Source organism: Lysobacter spongiicola DSM 21749 (assembly GCF_900167055.1).
In the GTDB taxonomy this organism is placed as follows: domain Bacteria; phylum Pseudomonadota; class Gammaproteobacteria; order Xanthomonadales; family Xanthomonadaceae; genus Novilysobacter; species Novilysobacter spongiicola.
In genome coordinates this window covers 1-18,864 of sequence record NZ_FUXP01000013.1, presented here as the reverse complement: position 1 = coordinate 18,864, position 18,864 = coordinate 1, and the positions used below count along the sequence as shown (strand labels likewise).

15 protein-coding genes are annotated in these 18,864 nt (G+C 68.4%); 4 read left to right on the top strand and 11 right to left on the bottom strand.

From position 1 onward, the window contains the following. Positions 1-19: 19 nt before the first annotated feature. From tssC to B5D37_RS12525, 3 genes are read right to left on the bottom strand one after another with little or no spacing between them, the layout of a single operon-like run. Positions 20-1,501: a type VI secretion system contractile sheath large subunit gene (tssC, locus tag B5D37_RS12535; RefSeq protein ID WP_078759082.1), complete on the bottom strand. Its 1,482-nt coding sequence runs from the start codon at positions 1,499-1,501 to the stop codon at positions 20-22. A gap of 3 nt (positions 1,502-1,504) precedes the next feature. Beyond that, positions 1,505-2,014, bottom strand: a complete 510-nt coding sequence (gene tssB / locus B5D37_RS12530) for a type VI secretion system contractile sheath small subunit (RefSeq protein WP_078759081.1) — start codon at positions 2,012-2,014, stop codon at positions 1,505-1,507. A 38-nt stretch (positions 2,015-2,052) separates the two neighbouring features. Further along, complete coding sequence (locus tag B5D37_RS12525; RefSeq protein ID WP_200809252.1) at positions 2,053-2,658, bottom strand: tetratricopeptide repeat protein; 606 nt, start codon at positions 2,656-2,658, stop codon at positions 2,053-2,055. Positions 2,659-2,943: 285 nt separating this feature from the next. Between B5D37_RS12525 and tssJ the strand changes: the two genes are divergently transcribed. From tssJ to icmH, 3 genes are all read left to right on the top strand, one after another. Beyond that, on the top strand, positions 2,944-3,492 hold the full coding sequence (tssJ, locus tag B5D37_RS12520) for a type VI secretion system lipoprotein TssJ (protein WP_234987882.1): 549 nt from the start codon (positions 2,944-2,946) through the stop codon (positions 3,490-3,492). A 115-nt stretch (positions 3,493-3,607) separates the two neighbouring features. Continuing rightward, complete coding sequence (gene tssK / locus B5D37_RS12515; RefSeq protein WP_078759079.1) at positions 3,608-4,939, top strand: type VI secretion system baseplate subunit TssK; 1,332 nt, start codon at positions 3,608-3,610, stop codon at positions 4,937-4,939. A gap of 22 nt (positions 4,940-4,961) precedes the next feature. Continuing rightward, a complete protein-coding gene (gene icmH, locus B5D37_RS12510; RefSeq protein WP_078759078.1) occupies positions 4,962-5,753 on the top strand; it encodes a type IVB secretion system protein IcmH/DotU in 792 nt (263 codons plus the stop codon). A gap of 48 nt (positions 5,754-5,801) precedes the next feature. Here the strand turns inward: icmH and B5D37_RS12505 are convergent, their stop codons facing one another. Then, complete coding sequence (locus B5D37_RS12505; protein WP_078759077.1) at positions 5,802-6,707, bottom strand: recombination-associated protein RdgC; 906 nt, start codon at positions 6,705-6,707, stop codon at positions 5,802-5,804. Positions 6,708-6,805: 98 nt separating this feature from the next. Next, positions 6,806-7,708 (bottom strand): tRNA 2-thiocytidine(32) synthetase TtcA, encoded by a 903-nt coding sequence (gene ttcA / locus B5D37_RS12500; RefSeq protein ID WP_078759076.1) that lies wholly within the window; start codon positions 7,706-7,708, stop codon positions 6,806-6,808. 65 nt (positions 7,709-7,773) lie between these two features. Between ttcA and B5D37_RS12495 the strand changes: the two genes are divergently transcribed. After that, positions 7,774-7,992 carry a YdcH family protein gene (locus tag B5D37_RS12495; protein ID WP_078759075.1) on the top strand — a complete coding sequence of 73 codons (219 nt, stop codon included), beginning with the start codon at positions 7,774-7,776 and terminating at the stop codon, positions 7,990-7,992. Positions 7,993-8,126: 134 nt separating this feature from the next. On the opposite strand, the gene cfa is transcribed toward B5D37_RS12495, so the two are convergent. From cfa to B5D37_RS15165, 6 genes are all read right to left on the bottom strand, one after another. After that, a complete protein-coding gene (cfa, locus tag B5D37_RS12490; RefSeq protein ID WP_078759074.1) occupies positions 8,127-9,320 on the bottom strand; it encodes a cyclopropane fatty acyl phospholipid synthase in 1,194 nt (397 codons plus the stop codon). 132 nt (positions 9,321-9,452) lie between these two features. Next, positions 9,453-12,197, bottom strand: coding sequence for a glycerol-3-phosphate 1-O-acyltransferase PlsB (gene plsB / locus B5D37_RS12485; protein ID WP_425478068.1), 2,745 nt, complete (start codon positions 12,195-12,197; stop codon positions 9,453-9,455). Between the two features lie 47 nt (positions 12,198-12,244). Further along, complete coding sequence (locus tag B5D37_RS12480; protein WP_143814311.1) at positions 12,245-13,180, bottom strand: hypothetical protein; 936 nt, start codon at positions 13,178-13,180, stop codon at positions 12,245-12,247. Positions 13,181-13,271: 91 nt separating this feature from the next. Then, entirely contained in the window at positions 13,272-14,129 is an 858-nt protein-coding gene (locus tag B5D37_RS12475; RefSeq protein WP_078759071.1) for a 5'-nucleotidase, lipoprotein e(P4) family, read from the bottom strand. A gap of 118 nt (positions 14,130-14,247) precedes the next feature. Further along, the gene (locus tag B5D37_RS12470; protein WP_078759070.1) at positions 14,248-16,113 is read right to left on the bottom strand and encodes a S8 family peptidase; all 1,866 of its coding nucleotides are present in this window, start codon (positions 16,111-16,113) and stop codon (positions 14,248-14,250) included. A gap of 57 nt (positions 16,114-16,170) precedes the next feature. Continuing rightward, on the bottom strand, positions 16,171-18,864 hold a 2,694-nt coding region (locus tag B5D37_RS15165; protein ID WP_200809251.1), incomplete at its 5' end, for a YadA family autotransporter adhesin.

Genomic DNA, 18,864 nt, shown 5'->3' with positions numbered 1-18,864 from the left:
CCTTGCAGCGGGGCGGTGGCTACTTCTTCATGCTGGCGGGCAGTTCGGCCACCAGCCGCAGTGACACCGACAGCTCGTCGAGCTGGAAGTGCGGGCGCAGGAACGACACCGCCCGATAGACGCCCGGCTTGCCGGGCACCTCGGACACCTGCACCGAAGCCTCTCGCAGCGGATATTGCGCTTTCGCTTCCTGCGTCGCGTTGTCATCCAGCAGCACGTACTGGGCGATCCACCGGTTGAGGAAATCCTCGACGTTGCCTGCCGAGGCGAAACTGCCGATCTTCTCGCGCATCATCGCCTTGAGGTAATGGGCGACGCGGGACACGGCGAAGATGTACTGCAGCTGGGCCGACAGCGAAGCGTTGGCGTTGGCCGCATCGGTGTTGTACTTCTTCGGCTTTTGCGCCGACTGCGCGCCGAAGAAGGCGGCGTAGTCGGTGTTCTTGCAGTGCACCAGCGGAATGAAGCCCAGGTCACTGAGCTCCTTCTCGCGGCGATCGGTGATGGCGACTTCGGTGGGGCACTTCAACGCGACCTCGCCGTCGTCGGTACGGAAGGTGTGGGTCGGCAGTTCCTCCACCAGCCCGCCACCCTCGACGCCGCGAATCGCAGCGCACCAGCCAAAGTCCTCAAATGCACGTGTCAGCCGCGCGCCGAACGCGTAGGCGGTGTTGCACCACAGATAGCTGGAGTGGTCCGCCCCGTCGGTGTCCTCGACGTAGTTGAAGCCCTCCACCGTGGTGCCGTCCTTGGGGTTGTACGGCAGCCGTCCGAGGAAGCGCGGCAGCGTCAGCCCGACGTAGCGACTGTCCTCGGAGTCGCGGAAGGACTTCCACTTGGCGTACTCGACGGTGTCGAACACCTTGGCCAGGTCCCGCGGCTTGCCCATGTCGGTGAAGCTTTCGAGCCCGAACATGTCCTCGGAGGCGGCGGCGATGAACGGCGCATGCGAGGCCGCGGCGACATGCGACATCTGCTCGATGAAGTACATGTCCTCCGGCTGGCGGCCGATCTGGTAATCGCCGATCAGCGTGCCGAAGGGCGAGCCACCGAAAGTGCCGAACTCTTCCTCGTAAACCTTCTTGAACAGCGCGCTCTGGTCGAAGTCGATCGCGGCCTTGAAGTCCTTGACCACGTCGCGCTTGGGCGCGTTGAGCACCTTGATCTTCAGCTGCGCGCCGGTGGAGGTCTGCCCGCACAGGTAGTGCAGGCCGCGCCAGGTGCTTTCCAGCTGCTGGAACTCCGGCGCGTGCATGACCGCGGTGAGCTGTTCGGAGATCATCCGGTCCAGCTCCGCCACGCGTGCATCCAGGGTCAGGTTGAGGTTTTCCGAGACCACGACGGTGCCCTGCAGCACCTCGCGCGCCAGTTCGGAGATGATGTCGCGAGCCCGCTGGTGCTCGGATTCGGACTTCGCGACCTTGCTCTGCTCGACGATCTGGTCGAGCAGGCCGGCTTCGGCCGTGCCGGCGGCACGGACTGCGGTTGCCTGTGCATTCATGGCTTACTCCTGGTCCACCGGTTCGGCCTGACCGAGCTGGCGAAGCTGCTCGGTGTTGGCGAGGACATCGTTCAACAGGTCCTCCAGCTTTTCGTTGCCGGCCACCTTGTTGCGCAGGTCGGCCAGCTTCGAGCGTGCTTCCAGCAGTTTCCTCAGCGGCTCGACCTGCTGGACCACCGACTCGGGACGGAAGTCATCGATCGAGTTGAATCGCAGCTCCACGGCGAATTCGCCCCCGTCCGCGCCCAGTTTGTTCGGCACCCGGAACGCCGCCCGCGGCGTCATCCCCTCCATGACCTCGTCGAAGTTGTCGAGATCGACGTTGACGAACTTGCGCTCCTTCAGGCGCGGCAGCGGCTGATCGGGCTGGCCGCTGAAGTCGCCCAGCACGCCGACCACGAACGGGATCTCCTTCTGCTCGATCGCGTCACCCTTCTCCACGTCATAGGTGAGTTGCACGCGCGGCGGCCGCACCTTCTCGAGGCGCTTCTGGATACTTTCCTTCTTGGACATCTCATCGTCTCCCTGACGAGTACCTGCGGATCGCGGCGTCAGCCGCCCAACACCCCAAACGGGTTGTCGATATCGGATTTCGGCTTGGCGGCGGGCGCCGCTTTGGGCGCAGCGCGACGGCGCGGCGCGGCGCGGCCGCGGCTGGAGGCGCGGGCCTTTTCGGCGCTGGCTTCGGGTCCGGCAAGGAACGCCTCGCCCATGGTGTCCCGCATGGTCGCGGCCAGCCGCTCGGCTTCGGCCCGGGCACTCTCGGACGCGAGTGCGCCGTTGCCCTGCAGGCGTTGCAGCGACTGGGACGCGATGCGCAGACCCGCCACGGTCAGGACGCTGTCGGCCACCTTGTCAGCGGGATCGCGCTGGAGCACTTCCTCGGCGGCGACGATCGCATGGCCGTAGTTGCCGGCGTCGAACTGCAACTGCGCACTGCGCAGCCAGGGCTCCTTGTTCACCGGATCGATCCGCGCAGCCTCGTTGAATCCGATCAGTGCCGATTCGACGCGACCGGCCGCGACCTCGGACTCGGCCTGGCCCAGCACTTCGGAATAGCTGGCCGGCTTGCGCGACATGGTGCTGCAGGCGCCAAGCGCCAGCACCGCGACAACGGGCAGCATCAGGCGGCACGCAGCCGCCAACAGGGTCTTCATTCCACACTCTCCTTGTGAGCGCGCACGGTGCGGGTGCGACCGATCTCCATGGTTCCAGGCGATGTCGTCTGGAGGCACCGGGTATTGCTGTAGTAGCCTTGCATCACCGGAGCCAAGAAGGCACCGGCGGCGCCTATTCTTCACCACGAAGGCCGGCACCGCAATCCTGCCGGCAATGCCGGTCCGCACGGAAGCTTCTGGAGCCCGACCATGGATGGTTGTCGCAGACCCACTCTACTGCCCCGTATTTCCTGCCGCCTTGCTGCCGCAGTGGTCGGATTGCTGGTGCTGGCACTTGCCGGCTGCAGCGCCAAGCCCGGCATCGGGTCCGCCTTCGGGAAGACCCTGCAGGCGGTGGGCCTGAAGGACGAGGCCGCGCCCACCGAGCTGTCGCTGCAGTTGCAGGCCGCGACCAACCTCAACGCCGGCAGTGATGGCCGGCCGGCATCGCTGGTGGTGCGGGTCTACCAGCTGCGCAGCACGGCACGGTTCTCCGATGCGCCGTTCGCGGCGTTCCTCGACGAGCAGCGGGAAAGCGACATCCTCGGCCCGGACCTGCTGTCGGTCACCGAGATCCTGCTTGCGCCCGGCCAGCGGCACTCGGTGCTGGAGCCACTCGCCGCCGGCGCCACGCACGTGGGCGTTGTGGCGCTGTTCCGCGAACCCGCGGCAACGCGCTGGCGACTGGCTTTCGACGTCGGCCGGGCACCTCCGCAAGGCATCGCGGTCGGCATGCATGCCTGCGCGATGACGACACCGGGGCCGGCACTGGTCACCGCGCTCGCCACTGGCTCGCACACGCTCGCCGGCAACCAGTGCGGAACCGATGGCTGACCCGGCGCTGCAAGGCACGCAGTTGTAGTACGCTGCGCCGCGCCCGGCCGGAGAGCCGCGCATTGGAGCAACACCGGCAGGGCCGGTATTTCAGGGATGAAGCGGCATGAGTCGGATGTCCAAGGTTTTCTGGGGCGAGGGCCTGTTCCTGCGTCCGCAACACTTCCAGCGGCAGGATGCCTATCACGAGGCACGGCTGCAGGAATTCGCCAGCACGGTGCATCCCTATGCATGGGGCGTGCGGCAGAGCCGGTTCGACGACCACGCGCTCGCCAGCGGGACCCTGCGGGCGCTGCAACTGTCCGTGGTGTTTCCCGACGGCGAGATCTACCTGGCTCCCGGCGACGATGAATTGCCCGAGGCGCTGTCGCTGGCCGACCTGCCCGCTTCGGTGCAGTCCACCACGATCCACCTGGCCCTGCCGCTGCTGCGGGACCACGGCGGCAACTGCAGCACCGGGACCGGCAGCCACGGGCGATACCTGCAGTCCAACCGCAGCACCGCCGATCTGTTCACCGACGCGGGCGAGGCGGAGCTGGCCTACCTGCGCAAGACCGTGCGGCTGCTGCTCGACGACGATCCACGCGATCCCTTCGTCAGCCTGCCGGTGGCCCGGGTCAGGCGCAGTGCAACCGGCGGTTTCGAGCTGGACGACCAGTTCGTTCCACCCAGCGCCGCGCTGTCGGCGGCGCCCGCCCTGATGGCAAACCTGCGGCGGCTGCTGGAGAACCTGCAGGCCAAGGCCGACGCCCTGTACGGGCTGCACCGGGAACCTTCGCAGTCGGTCGTGGAGTTCCGCTCCGGCGATATCGCCTCGTTCTGGCTGCTGCATACCACCAACGCCGCCTTCGCCGCCCTCTCGCACCTGCTCCAGCATCCCCGCCTGCATCCAGAGCGCCTGCACCAGGAGTTGCTGCGCCTGGCCGGCGGCCTGCTGACCTTCTCCCGCGAATACACGCTGGCCGACCTGCCGGCCTACCACCACGAGAAGCCGGAAGACGGTTTCGACCGCCTGTTCGGCATCGTGCGCGAGCTGCTCGGCACGGTGATTTCCGAGCGCTACTTCGCCATCGCCTTGCACGAGGCCAAGCCGTCGTTCCACGTCGGCCGGCTCGACTCGCAGAAGCTTGACGGCAACTGCGCGCTGTACCTCGGCGTCGGCGCCGATCTGCCCGGACAGGAGCTGGTGCAGACCGTGCCGGTGCGCTTCAAGGTGGGGGCACCCGACGACGTCGAGAAGTGCGTGCTGTCGGCGTTGCCCGGTGTGAAACTGACCCACGCGCCGCAGGTCCCGGCTGCGATTCCGGTACGGCCCGGCTGCCAGTACTTCGCGATTGAACCGCGTGGCGCGCTGTACGAACGCATGCTCGCTTCGCAGGCGCTGACGATCTACGTGCCGTCCGGCGTGCGCGACCTGAAGCTGGAACTGCTCGCACTCACCGCATAGCGGCCAAGGACGCAACAACGTGATGGAATACCCCAATCCCCCGGTCCCGCAGCGCATGCCTTCGCTCACCGCGAACCAGTCCGCGATGGCACCTGCCGCCGGCGCGGCGAACCCGCGTAGCCTGCTGGACCTGTTCGCCGACGGCTTCTACCTGTTGATGCTGCTCAGGCGCGGCCGGTTGCCCAATGGCGAAGCGGCCTTCCTTGAATCGATCCAGCGCTTCCTGGCCGGGGTCGAGCGGGGGGCATCGAAACTCGGCATCGCCGCCGAAGATGTATACGCCAGCAAGTACGCGTTCTGCGCCGCGGTCGACGAGGCCATGCTCGGCCAGCCCTCCAGCCTGCGCGAGCAATGGGAGCGCAACCCGCTGCAACTGCGCCTGTTCGGCGAACACCTGGCCGGCGAGCACTTCTTCGACCGGCTCGAAGAGCTGCGTGCGCAGGGTGCGCCGCGGCTGGCGTCGCTGGAGGTCTACCACTACTGCCTGCTGCTCGGCTTCGAGGGCAAGTACCGGCTGGAAGGGCCGGAGAAGCTGGGTTACCTGATCGCGCGACTGGGCGACGAGATCGTCTACCTCAAGGGCAAGCGCACCGGTTTCGCGCCGCACTGGGCGCCACCGGACCGGGTGACCCACGCGCTGCGCCGGGTCATGCCAATGTGGGCGCCGGCCGCGGTGATGGCGGTCGCGGCGCTGCTGGGCTACCTCACGCTGCACACGGTGCTCGAGCGCGGCACGGCCCGGGACCTCGCGGCCTATGAGGACGTGGTGCAGATGCCCGGGGCGACGGCGCACCTGACGATCACGCTGCCGTAGCCGACGGCCCCCGCAGGCGTCACCGCCAGCGGGCCACGAGCATCATCCTCAGGCGTCGGCCTTGCTCAGCTTCAGCGCGGACTCGAGCACCGCGAACAATCGCTTCACCTCGGCACTCATCAATGCGAAGCGTGCATCCAGCTCGGCGCGGACGTCGTCGCGGTCGGTGGATTCCAGCTGGTCCACGGCGCCATCGAGCAGCTTGAACTTGCGCACCACCAGGTCCTCGCCGAGCACGAAGCTGACGTGGTCGTCCAGGTTCAGTGCCAGCCGGGTGACCAGCTTGCCGGTCTCCAGGTGGCGGGCGATCTCGTCGCTGTGCAGGTCCATGCGCTGCACCTTGACCACTGCGCCCTGGTCCACCGGGTCGCGCAGCTCGCATTCGTCGCCGATGCTCAGCCCGTCCGGCAGCGGCTCGCCGGAAATCCAGCCGGTCAAGATCGAGCGCGGCGCCACTTCGGCGTTCAGCGGCAGTGCCGGGAAACTACCCAGCGCCCGGCGGATCTCGCTGCACACGTTCTCGCCGGTCTTGCGGCTGGAGGTGTCGATCACCACGGTGCCGTTCTCCAGGTCCAGCAACGCATCGGTGCGGCTGGGCTTGATGAAGGCGCGCGGCATCAGGTCGGTGATCAGTTCGTCCTTGAGCCGCTTGCGGGTGCGGCCCCCGGGCCTGCGGCCTTCCTTCTGCTCGATCTCGGCCAGCTTGCGGGCCAGCATGTCGTTGACCACCGAGCCCGGCAGCAGCCGGTCCTCGCCGCCGACGGTGATCCAGATCGACTCACCCTGGCGCGCGGCAAGCACTTCGGAGTCGCGGCCGAACGGCGAGACAAAGCCACGGCTGGACAACTCCAGCGGGCCGACCGGCTTGAGCTGGCACTGCTCCAGGCCGGCATCGAGGTCATCGAGTTTGGTGGTGGCGGGAAAACGGAAGAAGGTCAGGTTGCGAAAGAACATTCAATGGTCCGTGTCGATGCGCCGTGCTTCGCAGGCACCTTTACGACGCGAAAGCGCCGGGGATGCCGTTGCGTCTGCACGACGCTGGGAGGAAGGGTTCAGCCCCGGATGCCGTCGTCGGCGGCCACTTGCGCGCCCGGCGCCAGTCCAAGGAAGTCGAACAGCCTGGGATCACTCAGTTGCGACGGGCGGATGTCGCCCAGTGCCCGCGCGATGGTTTCGATCCGGCCGGGCGTCTCGCGCTCCCAGTCGGCCATCATGCGCTGCACCTGCTTGCGTTGCAGGTTCTCCTGCGAACCGCACAGGTTGCAGGGGATGATGGGAAATTCCTTCAGCCGAGCGTAACGGGCGATGTCGGCCTCGGCCACGTAGGCCAGCGGCCGGATGACAACGTGGCGGCCGTTGTCGGACAGCAGCTTGGGCGGCATGCCGCTGAGCTTGGCGTGGAAGAACAGGTTCAGGAAGAAGGTCGCGACCAGGTCGTCGCGGTGGTGGCCCAGCGCGATCTTGTTGAAACCCTGCTCCTCGGCGAACGTGTACAGCGCGCCGCGCCGCAGGCGCGAACACAGCGAGCACATCGTCTTGCCCTCGGGCACCACCCGGGTCACGACCGAATAGGTGTCCTGCTCGAGGATGCGGTACTCGACGCCGATCGACTCCAGGTAGGCGGGCAGTACGTGTTCCGGGAAGTCCGGCTGCTTCTGGTCGAGATTGACGGCGACCAGCTCGAAACTGACAGGTGCCTTGCGCTGCAACTGCAGCAGCACGTCGAGCATCGTGTAGCTGTCCTTGCCGCCCGACAGGCAGACCATCACCCGGTCGCCCTCCTCGATCATGCCGAAGTCGGCGATCGCCTGGCCGACCTGGTGGCGCAGGCGCTTGCCCAGCCGCTCGAGGTCATCGGCCACCCTGCGCTGACGCGGCACCGGCTCGGCCAGGGGCAGCGGGTCGATTTCGACCTCGCTCGGGGTCAGGGTGGACAGGGGCTGGACGTTGCTCATCAGGGGGCCATTCTACCGGCCGCGGCGGTGGCACGCCCGGCCCGGCCACGCGCTAAGCTGGCCGCATGAACGAAAGTGACGACCCCGCAGACATCACCCGCCGCTTGGCGGAGCTGCGGCTGGAGCACCGCGACCTCGACACCGCCATCGACGTGCTCGCCCATGCCGACCGGCTCGGCGAGCATGATGACCTCGCGCTCAAGCGGCTGAAGCGGCGCAAGCTGATGCTCAAGGACTGCATCGCCCGGCTGGAGAGCGCGCTGATCCCCGACCAGCCTGCCTGAGCCTCGGCATGCTCCTGTAGGAGCGGCTTCAGCCGCGATCGTGAGGCGGTACGACAGTCCGGTTCCAATCGCGGCTGAAGCCGCTCCTACACCTGAACAAGAATCCTCGGGGGACAGCAGCGCGGCGACGCAGCTTATTCCGGCCGGCGATAGCCGCCGGCCATGCCCTCCTTCGACAGCACCCATTGCCAGAGCTGCAGTTCGCGGGCGCGGAAGGCACCGGCGCAGGACAGCAGGTAGTAGCGCCACTTGCGCCGGAAGGTCTCGCCAAGCCGGTCGGCGAAGCGCGGCCAGGCCGCTTCGAAGTTGTTGTACCAGGCCATCAGCGTGGGGTCGTAGTCGGCGCCGAAGTTGTGCAGGTCCTCGGCCACCAGCAGGCCGTCGATGGCGTCGCCGATCTGGCCGATCGAGGGTGTCTCGCCGTTGGGAAAGATGTGTTTGTCGATCCATCGGTCCGGCATGCCATCGCGCCGGTTCTTGCCGATGGTGTGCAGCAGGAACAGCCCGCCGTCCCCCAGACAGCGCGCCGCCACCTCCATGTACTGGCGGTGGTTCTTGTGGCCGACATGTTCGAACATCCCGACGCTGACGATGCGGTCGAAGCGTTCGTCCAGCTCCCGGTAGTCCTGCAGGCGGATCTCCAGCGGCAGGCCGGCGTGCCGCTCGCGTGCCCAGGCCGCCTGCTCGCGCGAGACCGTTACGCCCACGCATTCCACCCCGTGGTGCCGCGCGGCGTGCGCCATGAAGCTGCCCCAGCCGCAGCCGATGTCGAGCACCCGCATGCCCGGCTGGAGGCCGAGCTTGCGGCAGATCAGCTCGAGCTTGGCCACCTGCGCCTCCTCCAGCGTTTCGGCATCGCGCCAGTAGCCACAGGAGTAGGCCATCGACGGGTCGAGCATCGATTCGTAGAAGTCGTTGCCGAGGTCGTAGTGGGCCTTGCCCACCTGCCACGCGCGGCTGCGGTCCTGGCGGTTGCGCAATTTCACCTGCAACGCGTGCCAGGCAAGCCGCACCGGCTTCACCCGTCGATCGAGGTGGGCGCGCAGCAGGCGGTCGAAGAAGCCATCCAGTTGCCCGCAGTCCCAGGCGCCTGCCATGTACGACTCACCCAAGCCGAGGTTGCCCTGTGCCAGTGCCCGGTCCAGCACGGCCGGATCATGCAGCTGCATGTCCCACGGCCGGTCGCCGTTGACCTGGATATCGGCGCTGGCAAGCAGGTCGGCGACCAGCTGGCGGGCGGGGTTGTCGAAGCTTGGCCGCGGGACACTCCCCGGCGCTTTCGGCGCATCGGGGTTGGTCGCAAGGGCGGCGGGCGGTGGTGGTGCCATGGCACGATCCTCCGGCAGTCGTCGCGGCCCCGTTGTTCCGCTCCAGCGCCCTGGGGCGCCCCGGCCGGTCCGCGACGCTCCGGCCCTGGCCCATGTTAGCGCGGCACCTCTGCCGTTGCAGGCCGTCGCCGGTCAATCCGGCAGGGCGTCCTCGGGCTCCTGCCTGGCGGCCTCGGGGCTGACCTTCTCGATGCTGTGGCGCAGCTCGCGGCCGAGGATGAAACGGGCGTCGCGCGCCCACGCCTCCAGCCGGTCATCAAAGGTCAGCTTGCCATTCTCGTCGACCCGGACCAGCTTCAGCTCGCGCAGCTTCTGGATGTATCCCCGGAACAGCGTCTTGTCGAAGAACTCCGGCGCGGCCGGTGCATACAGCAGGCTCAGGCGCTGGGCGGCCAACTGGCACAGGCTTTCCAGTTCGCCGGCGCTGAGCGTGCCGGGGCCGTTCTTGGCCAGCACGGAAATCGCGATGTAGTAGCGCTCGAACGCCTGCTGCAGCGAATGGCCGATCGCACGCAGGCGGAACACCTCATCGGACTGGCCGGCGTTGCGGGCGAGGATGCCGCCGTCGTCCTCCCCGACCCGCTCGAGCAGCCCCTCACGCACGAACACATCGATCGTGCCGGCCAGGCGCTGCACGAACTCGTCTTCCGTCCATGGCAGGAACAACTCGGACTGGAGGAACGGGTACACGCTGCGGCCGAGGCGGAGCACGCCGTCCTGGCCCATGCGGCGGTTGTTCTGGAAGCAGCACGCGACCCACGAAGCCGACGTGAACAGATGCAGCACGTTGTTGCGGAAGTAGCTGAGCAGCACCGCGTTGTCGCCCCCGACATGCAGCACGTCCCCCAGCGGATGCGTGGTGCGCATGAGCACCCCGATCTCCTCGCCGTGGGCAACGATCTCCTCCGGCGCGTGCGGCGTCACCGTCACCCGGTCCGAGTACGGCAGTTCCGCGAGCAGGGTCTTGCTCAGCGCGATCTGGGCGAGCAGGTCGCTCTCGCCCATGGCGTGCTTGGGCGTGGAGAGCAGCGCGAGCGCCAGCAGGTTGATCGGATTGACGTCGGCTGCGCGGTTGACGTTGACCTGGATGTTCTGCGCGAGCGCGTCGACCGTCGTCGACAGCCACGCCGGTTTCTCTTCATCCGGCAGGCGCTCGCCCTGCCACTCCGGTGCATGGCGTGCCAGCACGTCGTTGAGCAGGATCGGCTCGCCGAAGTTGACCACCACCTGCCCGTAGTTGGAGCGCAGCACCTTCGGGATGCCGGTGATGAGTTGCCAGATGGATTCCTTCTCCTTCGGCTTCCCGGTCAGCTCGTCCAGGTAGCTGTTGCCCTCCATCAGCTTCTCGTAGCCGATATAGACCGGCTGGAACAGCACCGGCCGCGTCGGCTGCCGCAGGTAGGCGCGCACCGTCATCGCCAGGGTGCCGCCCTTGGGTGGCAGCAGCCGCCCGGTGCGCGATCGCCCGCCCTCGATGAAGTACTCGATCGAATAGCCGCCGGACACCAGCTGGGCCATGTATTCGCGGAACACCGCCGAGTACAGCGCGTTGCCGCGGAAGCTGCGGCGGGCGAAGAACGCGCCGCCCTTGCGCAGCAGGGTGCCGATCACCGGCAGGTTGAGGTTGATGCCGGCGAAGATGTGCGGCGGCACGATGCCGCGCGTGTACAGCAGGTAGCTCAGCAGCAGGTAGTCCATGTGGCTGCGGTGGCAGGGCACGTACACCACTTCGTGGCCCGGCGCGGCCTGCTTGAGCTTGTCCAGGTGGTGGACCAGCACGCCGCGGTAGATGCGGTTCCAGACCGGGGTCAGCAGGAAGCTGGCCGAACGCACCACCGGGTGCGAATAGTCCGCCGCGATCTCGTAAGCGTAACCATGCGCCTTGCGCCAGGCATCGGCGGGGCTGGAGTTCTCGCGCCGGGCCTGGTCGGCGATGGCTTCCTTCACCGGGGTCGATGCCAGCACCTGGTCCACCAGCAACCGCCGGGTGGAGAGGTCCGGCCCGATGACCGCGGCACGGATCAACCGGAAGTGGGTACGCAGTACGCGCGAGAGCTTGCGCACGGTACGTTCCGGCGGAAGGTCCTCGTTGATGATGTCCCGCAGGCTGACAGGCGGGGCGAACCGCACCGTCGTGTCCCGGCCGTTGAGGGCGATTGCCAGCAAGCGGCGGAACCGGCCGACGATGGCCCAGTTTTCCGAGAACAGCACCGAAAACCAGCCGCTGCTCTTGTCCGGGGCACGGCCGACGAAGATCGATACGGGGACCAGTTGCACGTCCAGTGCCGGATCCTCGCGATGCGCCTCCAGCAACCGCGCCAGGGACCCCGAGTGGGTCTTGGAAGCGGGCGGTGAGGTGCCGAGCGACTGCTGCAGCGGCGCCAGCGTGCTGACGTTGCGGCGCGAGAGTGCGACATACGCGCGCTGCCGGCCCAGCGGATTGCCCGGCAGCTCGCGCAGCGGCGATGGCAGGCCGGTTTCACGACAGGCCCGGTCGAGGATCAGCGCGTTCGACAGGCCGTAGTGCTCGATCACGTAGCAGACCGGCTTCTCCAGCAGGCCCGGGGCGAACTCGGCAGGCTCGGCCGGCTCCAGTGTCAGCGAGACCCAGGGCGAGAGGACCTTGCCCAGCAACCGTGCCCACCACGGCCGGCCTTCCACCTCGGCCTTGGGCGGGCGGCCGGGGCCCGGTGGTGGCGCCTGCAACGGCTCTTCCGCGGCCTCGGAGCGGCCCAGCGTCGAGCCGGGCGCAAATGGCGGAACCGCACCCGTGGACGAATCCACGGGCGGGGCCGCAGGATCGGTGGCGCCAGCGGCCGGGTCGGGCGTCTTACCCGGCTCGGATTCAGGGAATGGCAGGGGGGTCTGGTTCGGCATCGGGGGCATTATGCCGTTTCGCCCGACCCCGCCGCCGAATCGCTCCCTCAAGGGGTCCGGACGGCCGGATCCGCTCCCGGTACCGCCGGGGCCGATGCTGGTGCAGGCCCGGCCTCGACTTCCGCATGGCGCAGCAGATCGGTGAGGTACCAGCGACCGTCCAGGCGCTCGAGCAGCACCTCTGCCACCACCGGGCGGCCGGACACTTCATAGGCCACCGACACCCGGGCGGTGTCACCGGTCTGCTGGATCAGGGTGACCTGGCTGCCGGCAAGCGAGGCATCCAGGTCGAGGCCGAATTCGGCCAACACCTGCTTCATCCGCGAGAAGAAGGGCCCAAGGCGTGTCAGGCTGCGTTCCATGCCGTTCCTCGCAAACGCTTCCGGGCCCGCCAGGCCGGTGGTACGGGCCGCGGCGACCAGTGAGGGAATCACCCGCCTGGCCCGTTCCGGATCGCCGAGCGGCGCCTGCCGCCCCCACTCGCTCAGCGCGGCGATCAGCTGGAGGTAGTGCTCGCGCTCGGCATCGCTGTATTCGGCTGCGCCCTGGACATACTGTCCCGCGAACAGCCCCAGCGTGGCCGCGGCACTGCGCAGTTCGCGGTCGGCACCGGCGAACTGGCGGTTGTAGGCCGCCAGCAGCTCTTTCTCCGCTTCCGGGGCGGCCAACACGCTGATGAAGGCCGGGAGGCGATCATCCAGCGGCAACTCGGTCAAGGGCCAGATGGTACGCCCCTCCGACCAGGCCACCTCCATGCGGCGGTGCAGGGCGGGCGGGAGGGCGTGGCGCGCGTAGGCTGGAAGATCGTCGTTGCGCAGGTCCTGGATGAGCTGGCGCACCGCCTCGGTCGGCCCAGCTGGCACCGGATCATCCTTGGCACCGGTCGGGCCGCGGTCGCAGCCACCGATCACCAGCATGCCGATGAGCACCGCCACGGCGGTCGCCGGCTGGATGAAGGTGGCAAAACGTCGAATCAAGGACATGCAGTTGCGGCTCCCCAGTCGCATTGCGGCCATCTTCACCGTGGGCGGCCGGGGTAACAAGCCAAGCGGGTCCCGGAAACGGCATCCGCCGTCAGCGGGCGGTCTCCAGCGCATCCCGTTTTGCCGCCCGCCGCTCGGCCGCTGGCCTGCTCCACTGGTTGTCGAAAACCGCGGGCTGCCAGTCTCCGTAGCTGGGGTTGGGAAGGATCCACCAGCGTTCGCCGAACCAGTCGCCGTGGGTCTCCACCAGCCCCCTGCGGTGCGCCGGACTGTTGGGCTCGACCCGGACGAAATCACCCAGCTGGTCGCCAAACTGCATCAGGACGCGGTAACGCTGCCCGACCCACTGCCGGCGACAGTGCTTGTCGCTGCTGGACTCTTGCCGGCAGCCCTCGACTTCCATCCCCTTGCCCAGGAATACCGTTTCATCGACCACCGGCAGGCCGGCCGAGCGCAGGTTGCGCAGGGTCGCGGCCTGCTGTTCTTCGGTACGGTTGGAGACGTAGAGCAGGGTGACCCCGCGTTCGCTTGCCTCGCGGGCGAAATCGAGCACCCCCGGCACCGGTCGGGCGCTGGCCTCGGCGACCCAGGCTGCCCACGTCGCCTCGTCGAATTCCGCCCCGTCACGCACCAACCGTGCCTGGTAGGGCGAGTTGTCGAGCACGGTCTCATCGACATCGAGCACCACCGCCGGCCTCCTGCCCGCCCCGGACGCGGGACGCTCGCCCGGCGCCAGCGCGCTCCAGTCAGGGTCGGCCAGCGCCTGGTCCAGCCGCTCCGCCGCCGCACGATAGGCCTGGCGGGTGCCGGCGGCATACTCCGCGGACGATTGCATCCACAACACCGCATTGAGGTTGTCGTCGGGGGCCGGGCGCACGGCGCCGTGCTGGCAACCGGCGAGCAGTGAGAGGGCGGTGGTCAGCGCCACGGCATGCAGGCGTAGGGACATCGCAATCGGCCGGTCTGCGGGGAGAGGCAGTCTAGCCCACCCGCAGCGAGCGCCAGCAGCTCCAAAAAGAAGGCCCCGGCGAGTGCCGGGGCCTGTACTACGAGCACGAGCAGGGGGATCAGTCGACGCGGGCCTGCAGGGTCACGCCGGAGAAGGCGGCTGCGCCCACGACGCGGATGTAGTAGGTATCCGCTTCAGGGTTGCGCACCCGCACCGTCTCGTTGTTGCCCGGACGCGCCGAACGGTGGTCGTAATCCTCGGTGGTCGGGGCGTCGCCGGCACTGACATAGATGCTGACGTTGCCGCTGCCGCCATAGGTCAGCACGTTCAGCATACGGGCGCCGGCAGGCACCTCGATGCTGTAGAGCTTCTCGCTGCCGGCGCTGCCGGACAGTCCGCCGAGCGGCACCTTGTTGGTCAGCGGGATGGCGTCGTCGTCACCGTCGTCATCGTCATCGCCAAGCGCGGCGGCGATCGCATCCGGCGCGTCGAGCAGTCCGCTGCCGATCGGCTGGTCGGGGGTGGCCGGGAAGGCCCGGGCACTGTCGACCAGGATCGCCTCGACTTCGGCCGGGGTCTTGGGGGCCTCTCCTGCACCGACCACGACGCTCTGGATCATGGCCGCGACGCCCGCCACGTGCGGGGCCGCCATGGAGGTGCCGGCCAAGCCCATGTAGGTGGGGCTGCCGAGGTCCGGCGAAGTATCGGAATCGTTCGCGGCCTGCCAGACGTAGCCGTTGGGATTGCCGTCCACGCCACCGCCGCCGCCCGGGCCGGCAAGGTCGACCACCGCACCATAGTTCGAGTAGGAGGCGCGGCCACCGGTGATGCGCGCCGCACCGACCGAGACTACGTCGTCACAACTGGCCGGGGTGTAGTTGGCGGCGTTGCCGTTGCTGTTGCCGGCTGCCACCACCACCGTGGTACCCAGTGCCACCGCCTGGTTGATTGCCGCCTGGCTGATCGCCGCGCAGCTGCCGCTCCCGCCCAGGCTGAGGTTGATGACCTCGGCAGGTGTCCCGTTGTCGGGGACGCCGGCGACGGAGCCGCCGGCGGCCCAGATGATCGCGTCGGCAATGTCGGAGGTGTAGCCGCCGCACTTGCCCAGCACGCGGACCGGCAGCACCTGCGCGTTGTGCGCAACGCCGGCCATGCCGATGCTGTTATTGGTCAGTTCGGCCACGGTACCCGCCACGTGGGTGCCGTGGAACGAGCTGCCCGAACCCACAGGCTCGCCGCACTCGCCATCCTCGTACCAGTCGCCGTAGTCGTATGCACCCGGTACACGCTCATCTGTCGGGCGACGGGACACTTCCGAGTCGGTGATGAAGTCGTAGCCCGGCAACATGTTCGTGTCCATGTCCGGGTGCGGCACGATGCCGGTATCCAGCACCGCGACCACCACGCCTGCCCCGGCATTGGTGTCCCAGGCTTCGGTGGCATTGATGCCACCCGCCGTGTCCTGCAGGTGCCACTGGTACTGCTGGTAGTACTGGTCGTCAGGCACCAGTTGCGGCTGCGCCATGACCGGCGCGCTGCGCTGCGGCAGGCCCGTATGGCGAAGCATCTGGTCGATCTCGACATGGGCGACGGCCGGGTCCGCGGACAGCTCCCGCACCAGCGCGTCCAGCTCGGCCTTGCCGACCTTGTGGGAGAGCTTCAGCAGGTCGGCGCCGACGGCGAGCTTGCGCATGTAACGGGCGGTCGGAGCCGGCTGGCGGGCATCGGCAGTCGAACGGATCATGCGCGCGGAATGGGCGCGGCTCGCGGCGGCGTTGACGGTCCGCAGCTTCGCGGCAGGCGCAGCCGCACCATCGCGGTACTGCACGATGAGCCGGGCGCCGTCCTGCGCAGGCGTGCTGGTCGATACCGGCCGCGTCTCGAACGGGGTGCCGTTGCCGGCCATCGCGGCGGGTGCGGCGATCGCGGAGGCGATTACGGTGGCCAGCAGCGTCATCTTCAGGGCGTTGTGTTTCTGGGTCATCTCGATTCCTTCCTTCGTGGTTCGTCGTCTTTCGGTGTGTTGTTGGATTTGTGCCGCCTACCAGCCGAAGCCGACGCCGGCACCCACGGAGGTGTCGTCGCCGCTGAAGGCTCCGCCGAAGGTGACCGTCGCGCGGTCCGAAACCGCGCGCTGGTAGCCCAGGGACAGGGCGGCCGCACCGTTCTGGAAGCCGACGCCCATGCCCACCCGGTTGGTGGTGTTGATGCCGGCGGCACTGGTGGCCATGTTGACCATGGCGGCATTCATCGCCCCCATCTGGTCGATGCGGTGGTCGTACTCGTTGAACCGCTGGTCAACCTCGCCGCGGAACGCGGTGAAGTCGTCGCTGAGTACGTTGAAGCGCGTGTCGGTATAGGCGTTGGCCGAGCTCAGGGTCTGCGTGGCCCGGGTGTCGGTGTAGGAGCGGGCCGAGTTCAGGGCCTGTGCGTCGCCCGCATTCACCTGGGCCACGTTCGCCGCGTCCGTCGCCGCTACGCCACTGGCGACGTTGGTCACCCTGCGCTGGTTGGAGGCGGAGCCGACCGACACCGTATTGGCCTCGTCGGCAACGGAGCCCTGGCCGAGTGCGACTGCACCGTTCGCGGTTACCGAAGCATCCTGGCCCACCACGGTGCCGCCGGAAGCACTGGAGCTGCCATTGGCACCGACCACGACCGAGTTGCTGGCGCTGGCATCGACGTAGCTGCCACTGCCAACGGCGGTGCTGTTGGAAGCGTCGACCACCGCACCGGCACCGACCGCGGTGTCATCCGGATCGGCCGTGGAGCTGCCAACGCCCAGGCCGGTTCCCGGCCCGCGCGACGACACGACACCTGATGCGCCCTGCGGACCCTGCGGACCTTCTGCACCCGGCGTACCTGCCAGGCCCTCCGTTCCGGTCGGCCCTACGGGGCCTACCGGGCCTTCCGGACCACGCGGACCGGGCACCATGTCCACCGAGTCGATCTCGACCTGCAGGGCGCTCAGCCGCTGGTCCACGGCGGCGAATGCCGATCCGATGTTCCCGTAGCTGTTGCCCTGGATCATGTAGCTCGGCGGAGCGAAGACGCCGCCGGCCATGGAAGCGCCGCCGCCGAGGACGGACGCCACGTTGCTGAGTTGGCCGAAGTTGACGGCATCGGTGGCCATCGTGCCGGCGGCGAGGTTGGTGATCTGCCTCTCGCTGCCTGCCAGGCCGACCGAGACACTGTCATCGCGCAGGGCGACCGAGCCGGCACCCAGGGCCACGCTGTTGTCGCCGATCGCGATGCTGCCCTGGCCCACCGCAGTGCCGCCGTCCGCGGTCACGATGCTGTCGGAGCCGACGGCGGTACCGTCTTCCCCGGCCACGATCGCGCTGTTGCCGACAGCCGTGCTGTTGTAGGCGGCGGCGTTGGAAAGCCCGCCCACCGCAGTGGAGAAGTCTCCACCCGCCTCGGCAGCGAAGCCCAGTGCAGCCGCGGTGGTCCCGCTGGCGACACTCTCGGCACCGATGGCCGTGGACAGCTCTCCGCTGGCCAGGCTGAAGAAGCCCGCAGCCGTGGACTCGGTGCCCGACGCCTCGCTCAGGGCGCCAGTCGCGGCGCTTCCGTCGCCGCTGGCGATGCTCGCCGCACCATTGGCAGTACCGTAGAGGCCACTCGCTTCGCTCTCTGCGCCGGTTGAGGTGGCGTATTCGGAGGACGCGATGCTGTTGGCACCGGTCGCGGTGGCGTCGCCTGCAGTAGCCTGGCTGTTGCTGCCGTAGGCGCTGGTGTTGTCGCCGATGGCGGTGGCATTCATGCCGCCAGCCGTCGCCGCGCCGCCCAGTGCCATCGCGCCCGAGCCGGTAGCGGTGGCGCCCTCGCCGATCGCGCTGCTGGCCGAACCCACGGCCGTTGCGTAGTCGCCCTCGGCATACGCGTCCGCGCCGGCTGCCAGCGACTCCTCACCCTCGACCCCGGCATCGGCTTCGCCGGTGGCTTTGAAGTGGCGGCTGGTCTCTCCGGCTTCGGCTGCGACCGCATTCAGCTGGTCGACGTTGACGGCATCCGTGCCCGCGGTACCAGCAGCGACATTGGTGATCTGGCGCTCGCCACCCGCTTCGCCCACCGACACGGTGTTCGCACGGTCGGCAACCGAGCCGGCACCCAGCGCGACGCTGTTCTCGGCTGCGGCGTTGGAGCCGTAGCCGAGGGCGGTGGAGTCGGCGGCCTCTGCCCACGATGCGCCGCCCACGGCAACGGAGTTGTCGCCATCGGCACTGCTCAGCCAGCCCATCGACAGGCTATAGGCGCCGGTAGCCCATGCACCGTTGCCGAATGCCGAGGCGCCGGTGCCGGAAGCTTCCGTGGAGAAGAAGCCGAACGCGGTGCCGCCTACGGCGGTGCTCTCCTCGCCCGTGGCCAGGCTGTACTCACCCACCGCGGTGCTGCTGGCGCCGCTGGCGGTCGCCGCCGCTCCGACGGCGGTGGCGTAGTCGCTGGAGGCGACCGATCCATAACCCAGGGCGGAGGACAGGAATCCGCCGGCTTCGCTGAAGCCACCGAACGCGCTGCTGCCGTCCCCGCCACCGATGCTGCTGTAGCCCATCGCGGTGGACTGCGCACCGTTGGAACTGGCCGCCGCGCCGCTGGCCGTGCTGTAGGCACCATTGGCCTGTGCGCCGGCGCCGGTGGCCGTGGCGCCGACTTCGTTGGCCACGGTGTTCTGGTCGAACAGCACGTTGCCTTCGGCATCCTCGACATAAAGCGTGCCGCCGACCGCGGTGCT

What these genes read in the sequence shown, in the direction of transcription:
- tssC (WP_078759082.1), bottom strand. Translation starts at nt 1,501, where the DNA reads ATGAATGCACAGGCAACCGCAGTCCGTGCCGCCGGCACGGCCGAAGCC.
- tssB (WP_078759081.1), bottom strand. Translation starts at nt 2,014, where the DNA reads ATGTCCAAGAAGGAAAGTATCCAGAAGCGCCTCGAGAAGGTGCGGCCG.
- B5D37_RS12525 (WP_200809252.1), bottom strand. Translation starts at nt 2,658, where the DNA reads ATGAAGACCCTGTTGGCGGCTGCGTGCCGCCTGATGCTGCCCGTTGTC.
- tssK (WP_078759079.1), top strand. Translation starts at nt 3,608, where the DNA reads ATGTCCAAGGTTTTCTGGGGCGAGGGCCTGTTCCTGCGTCCGCAACAC.
- icmH (WP_078759078.1), top strand. Translation starts at nt 4,962, where the DNA reads ATGGAATACCCCAATCCCCCGGTCCCGCAGCGCATGCCTTCGCTCACC.
- B5D37_RS12505 (WP_078759077.1), bottom strand. Translation starts at nt 6,707, where the DNA reads ATGTTCTTTCGCAACCTGACCTTCTTCCGTTTTCCCGCCACCACCAAA.
- ttcA (WP_078759076.1), bottom strand. Translation starts at nt 7,708, where the DNA reads ATGAGCAACGTCCAGCCCCTGTCCACCCTGACCCCGAGCGAGGTCGAA.
- B5D37_RS12495 (WP_078759075.1), top strand. Translation starts at nt 7,774, where the DNA reads ATGAACGAAAGTGACGACCCCGCAGACATCACCCGCCGCTTGGCGGAG.
- cfa (WP_078759074.1), bottom strand. Translation starts at nt 9,320, where the DNA reads ATGGCACCACCACCGCCCGCCGCCCTTGCGACCAACCCCGATGCGCCG.
- plsB (WP_425478068.1), bottom strand. Translation starts at nt 12,197, where the DNA reads ATGCCGAACCAGACCCCCCTGCCATTCCCTGAATCCGAGCCGGGTAAG.
- B5D37_RS12480 (WP_143814311.1), bottom strand. Translation starts at nt 13,180, where the DNA reads ATGTCCTTGATTCGACGTTTTGCCACCTTCATCCAGCCGGCGACCGCC.
- B5D37_RS12475 (WP_078759071.1), bottom strand. Translation starts at nt 14,129, where the DNA reads ATGTCCCTACGCCTGCATGCCGTGGCGCTGACCACCGCCCTCTCACTG.
- B5D37_RS12470 (WP_078759070.1), bottom strand. Translation starts at nt 16,113, where the DNA reads ATGACCCAGAAACACAACGCCCTGAAGATGACGCTGCTGGCCACCGTA.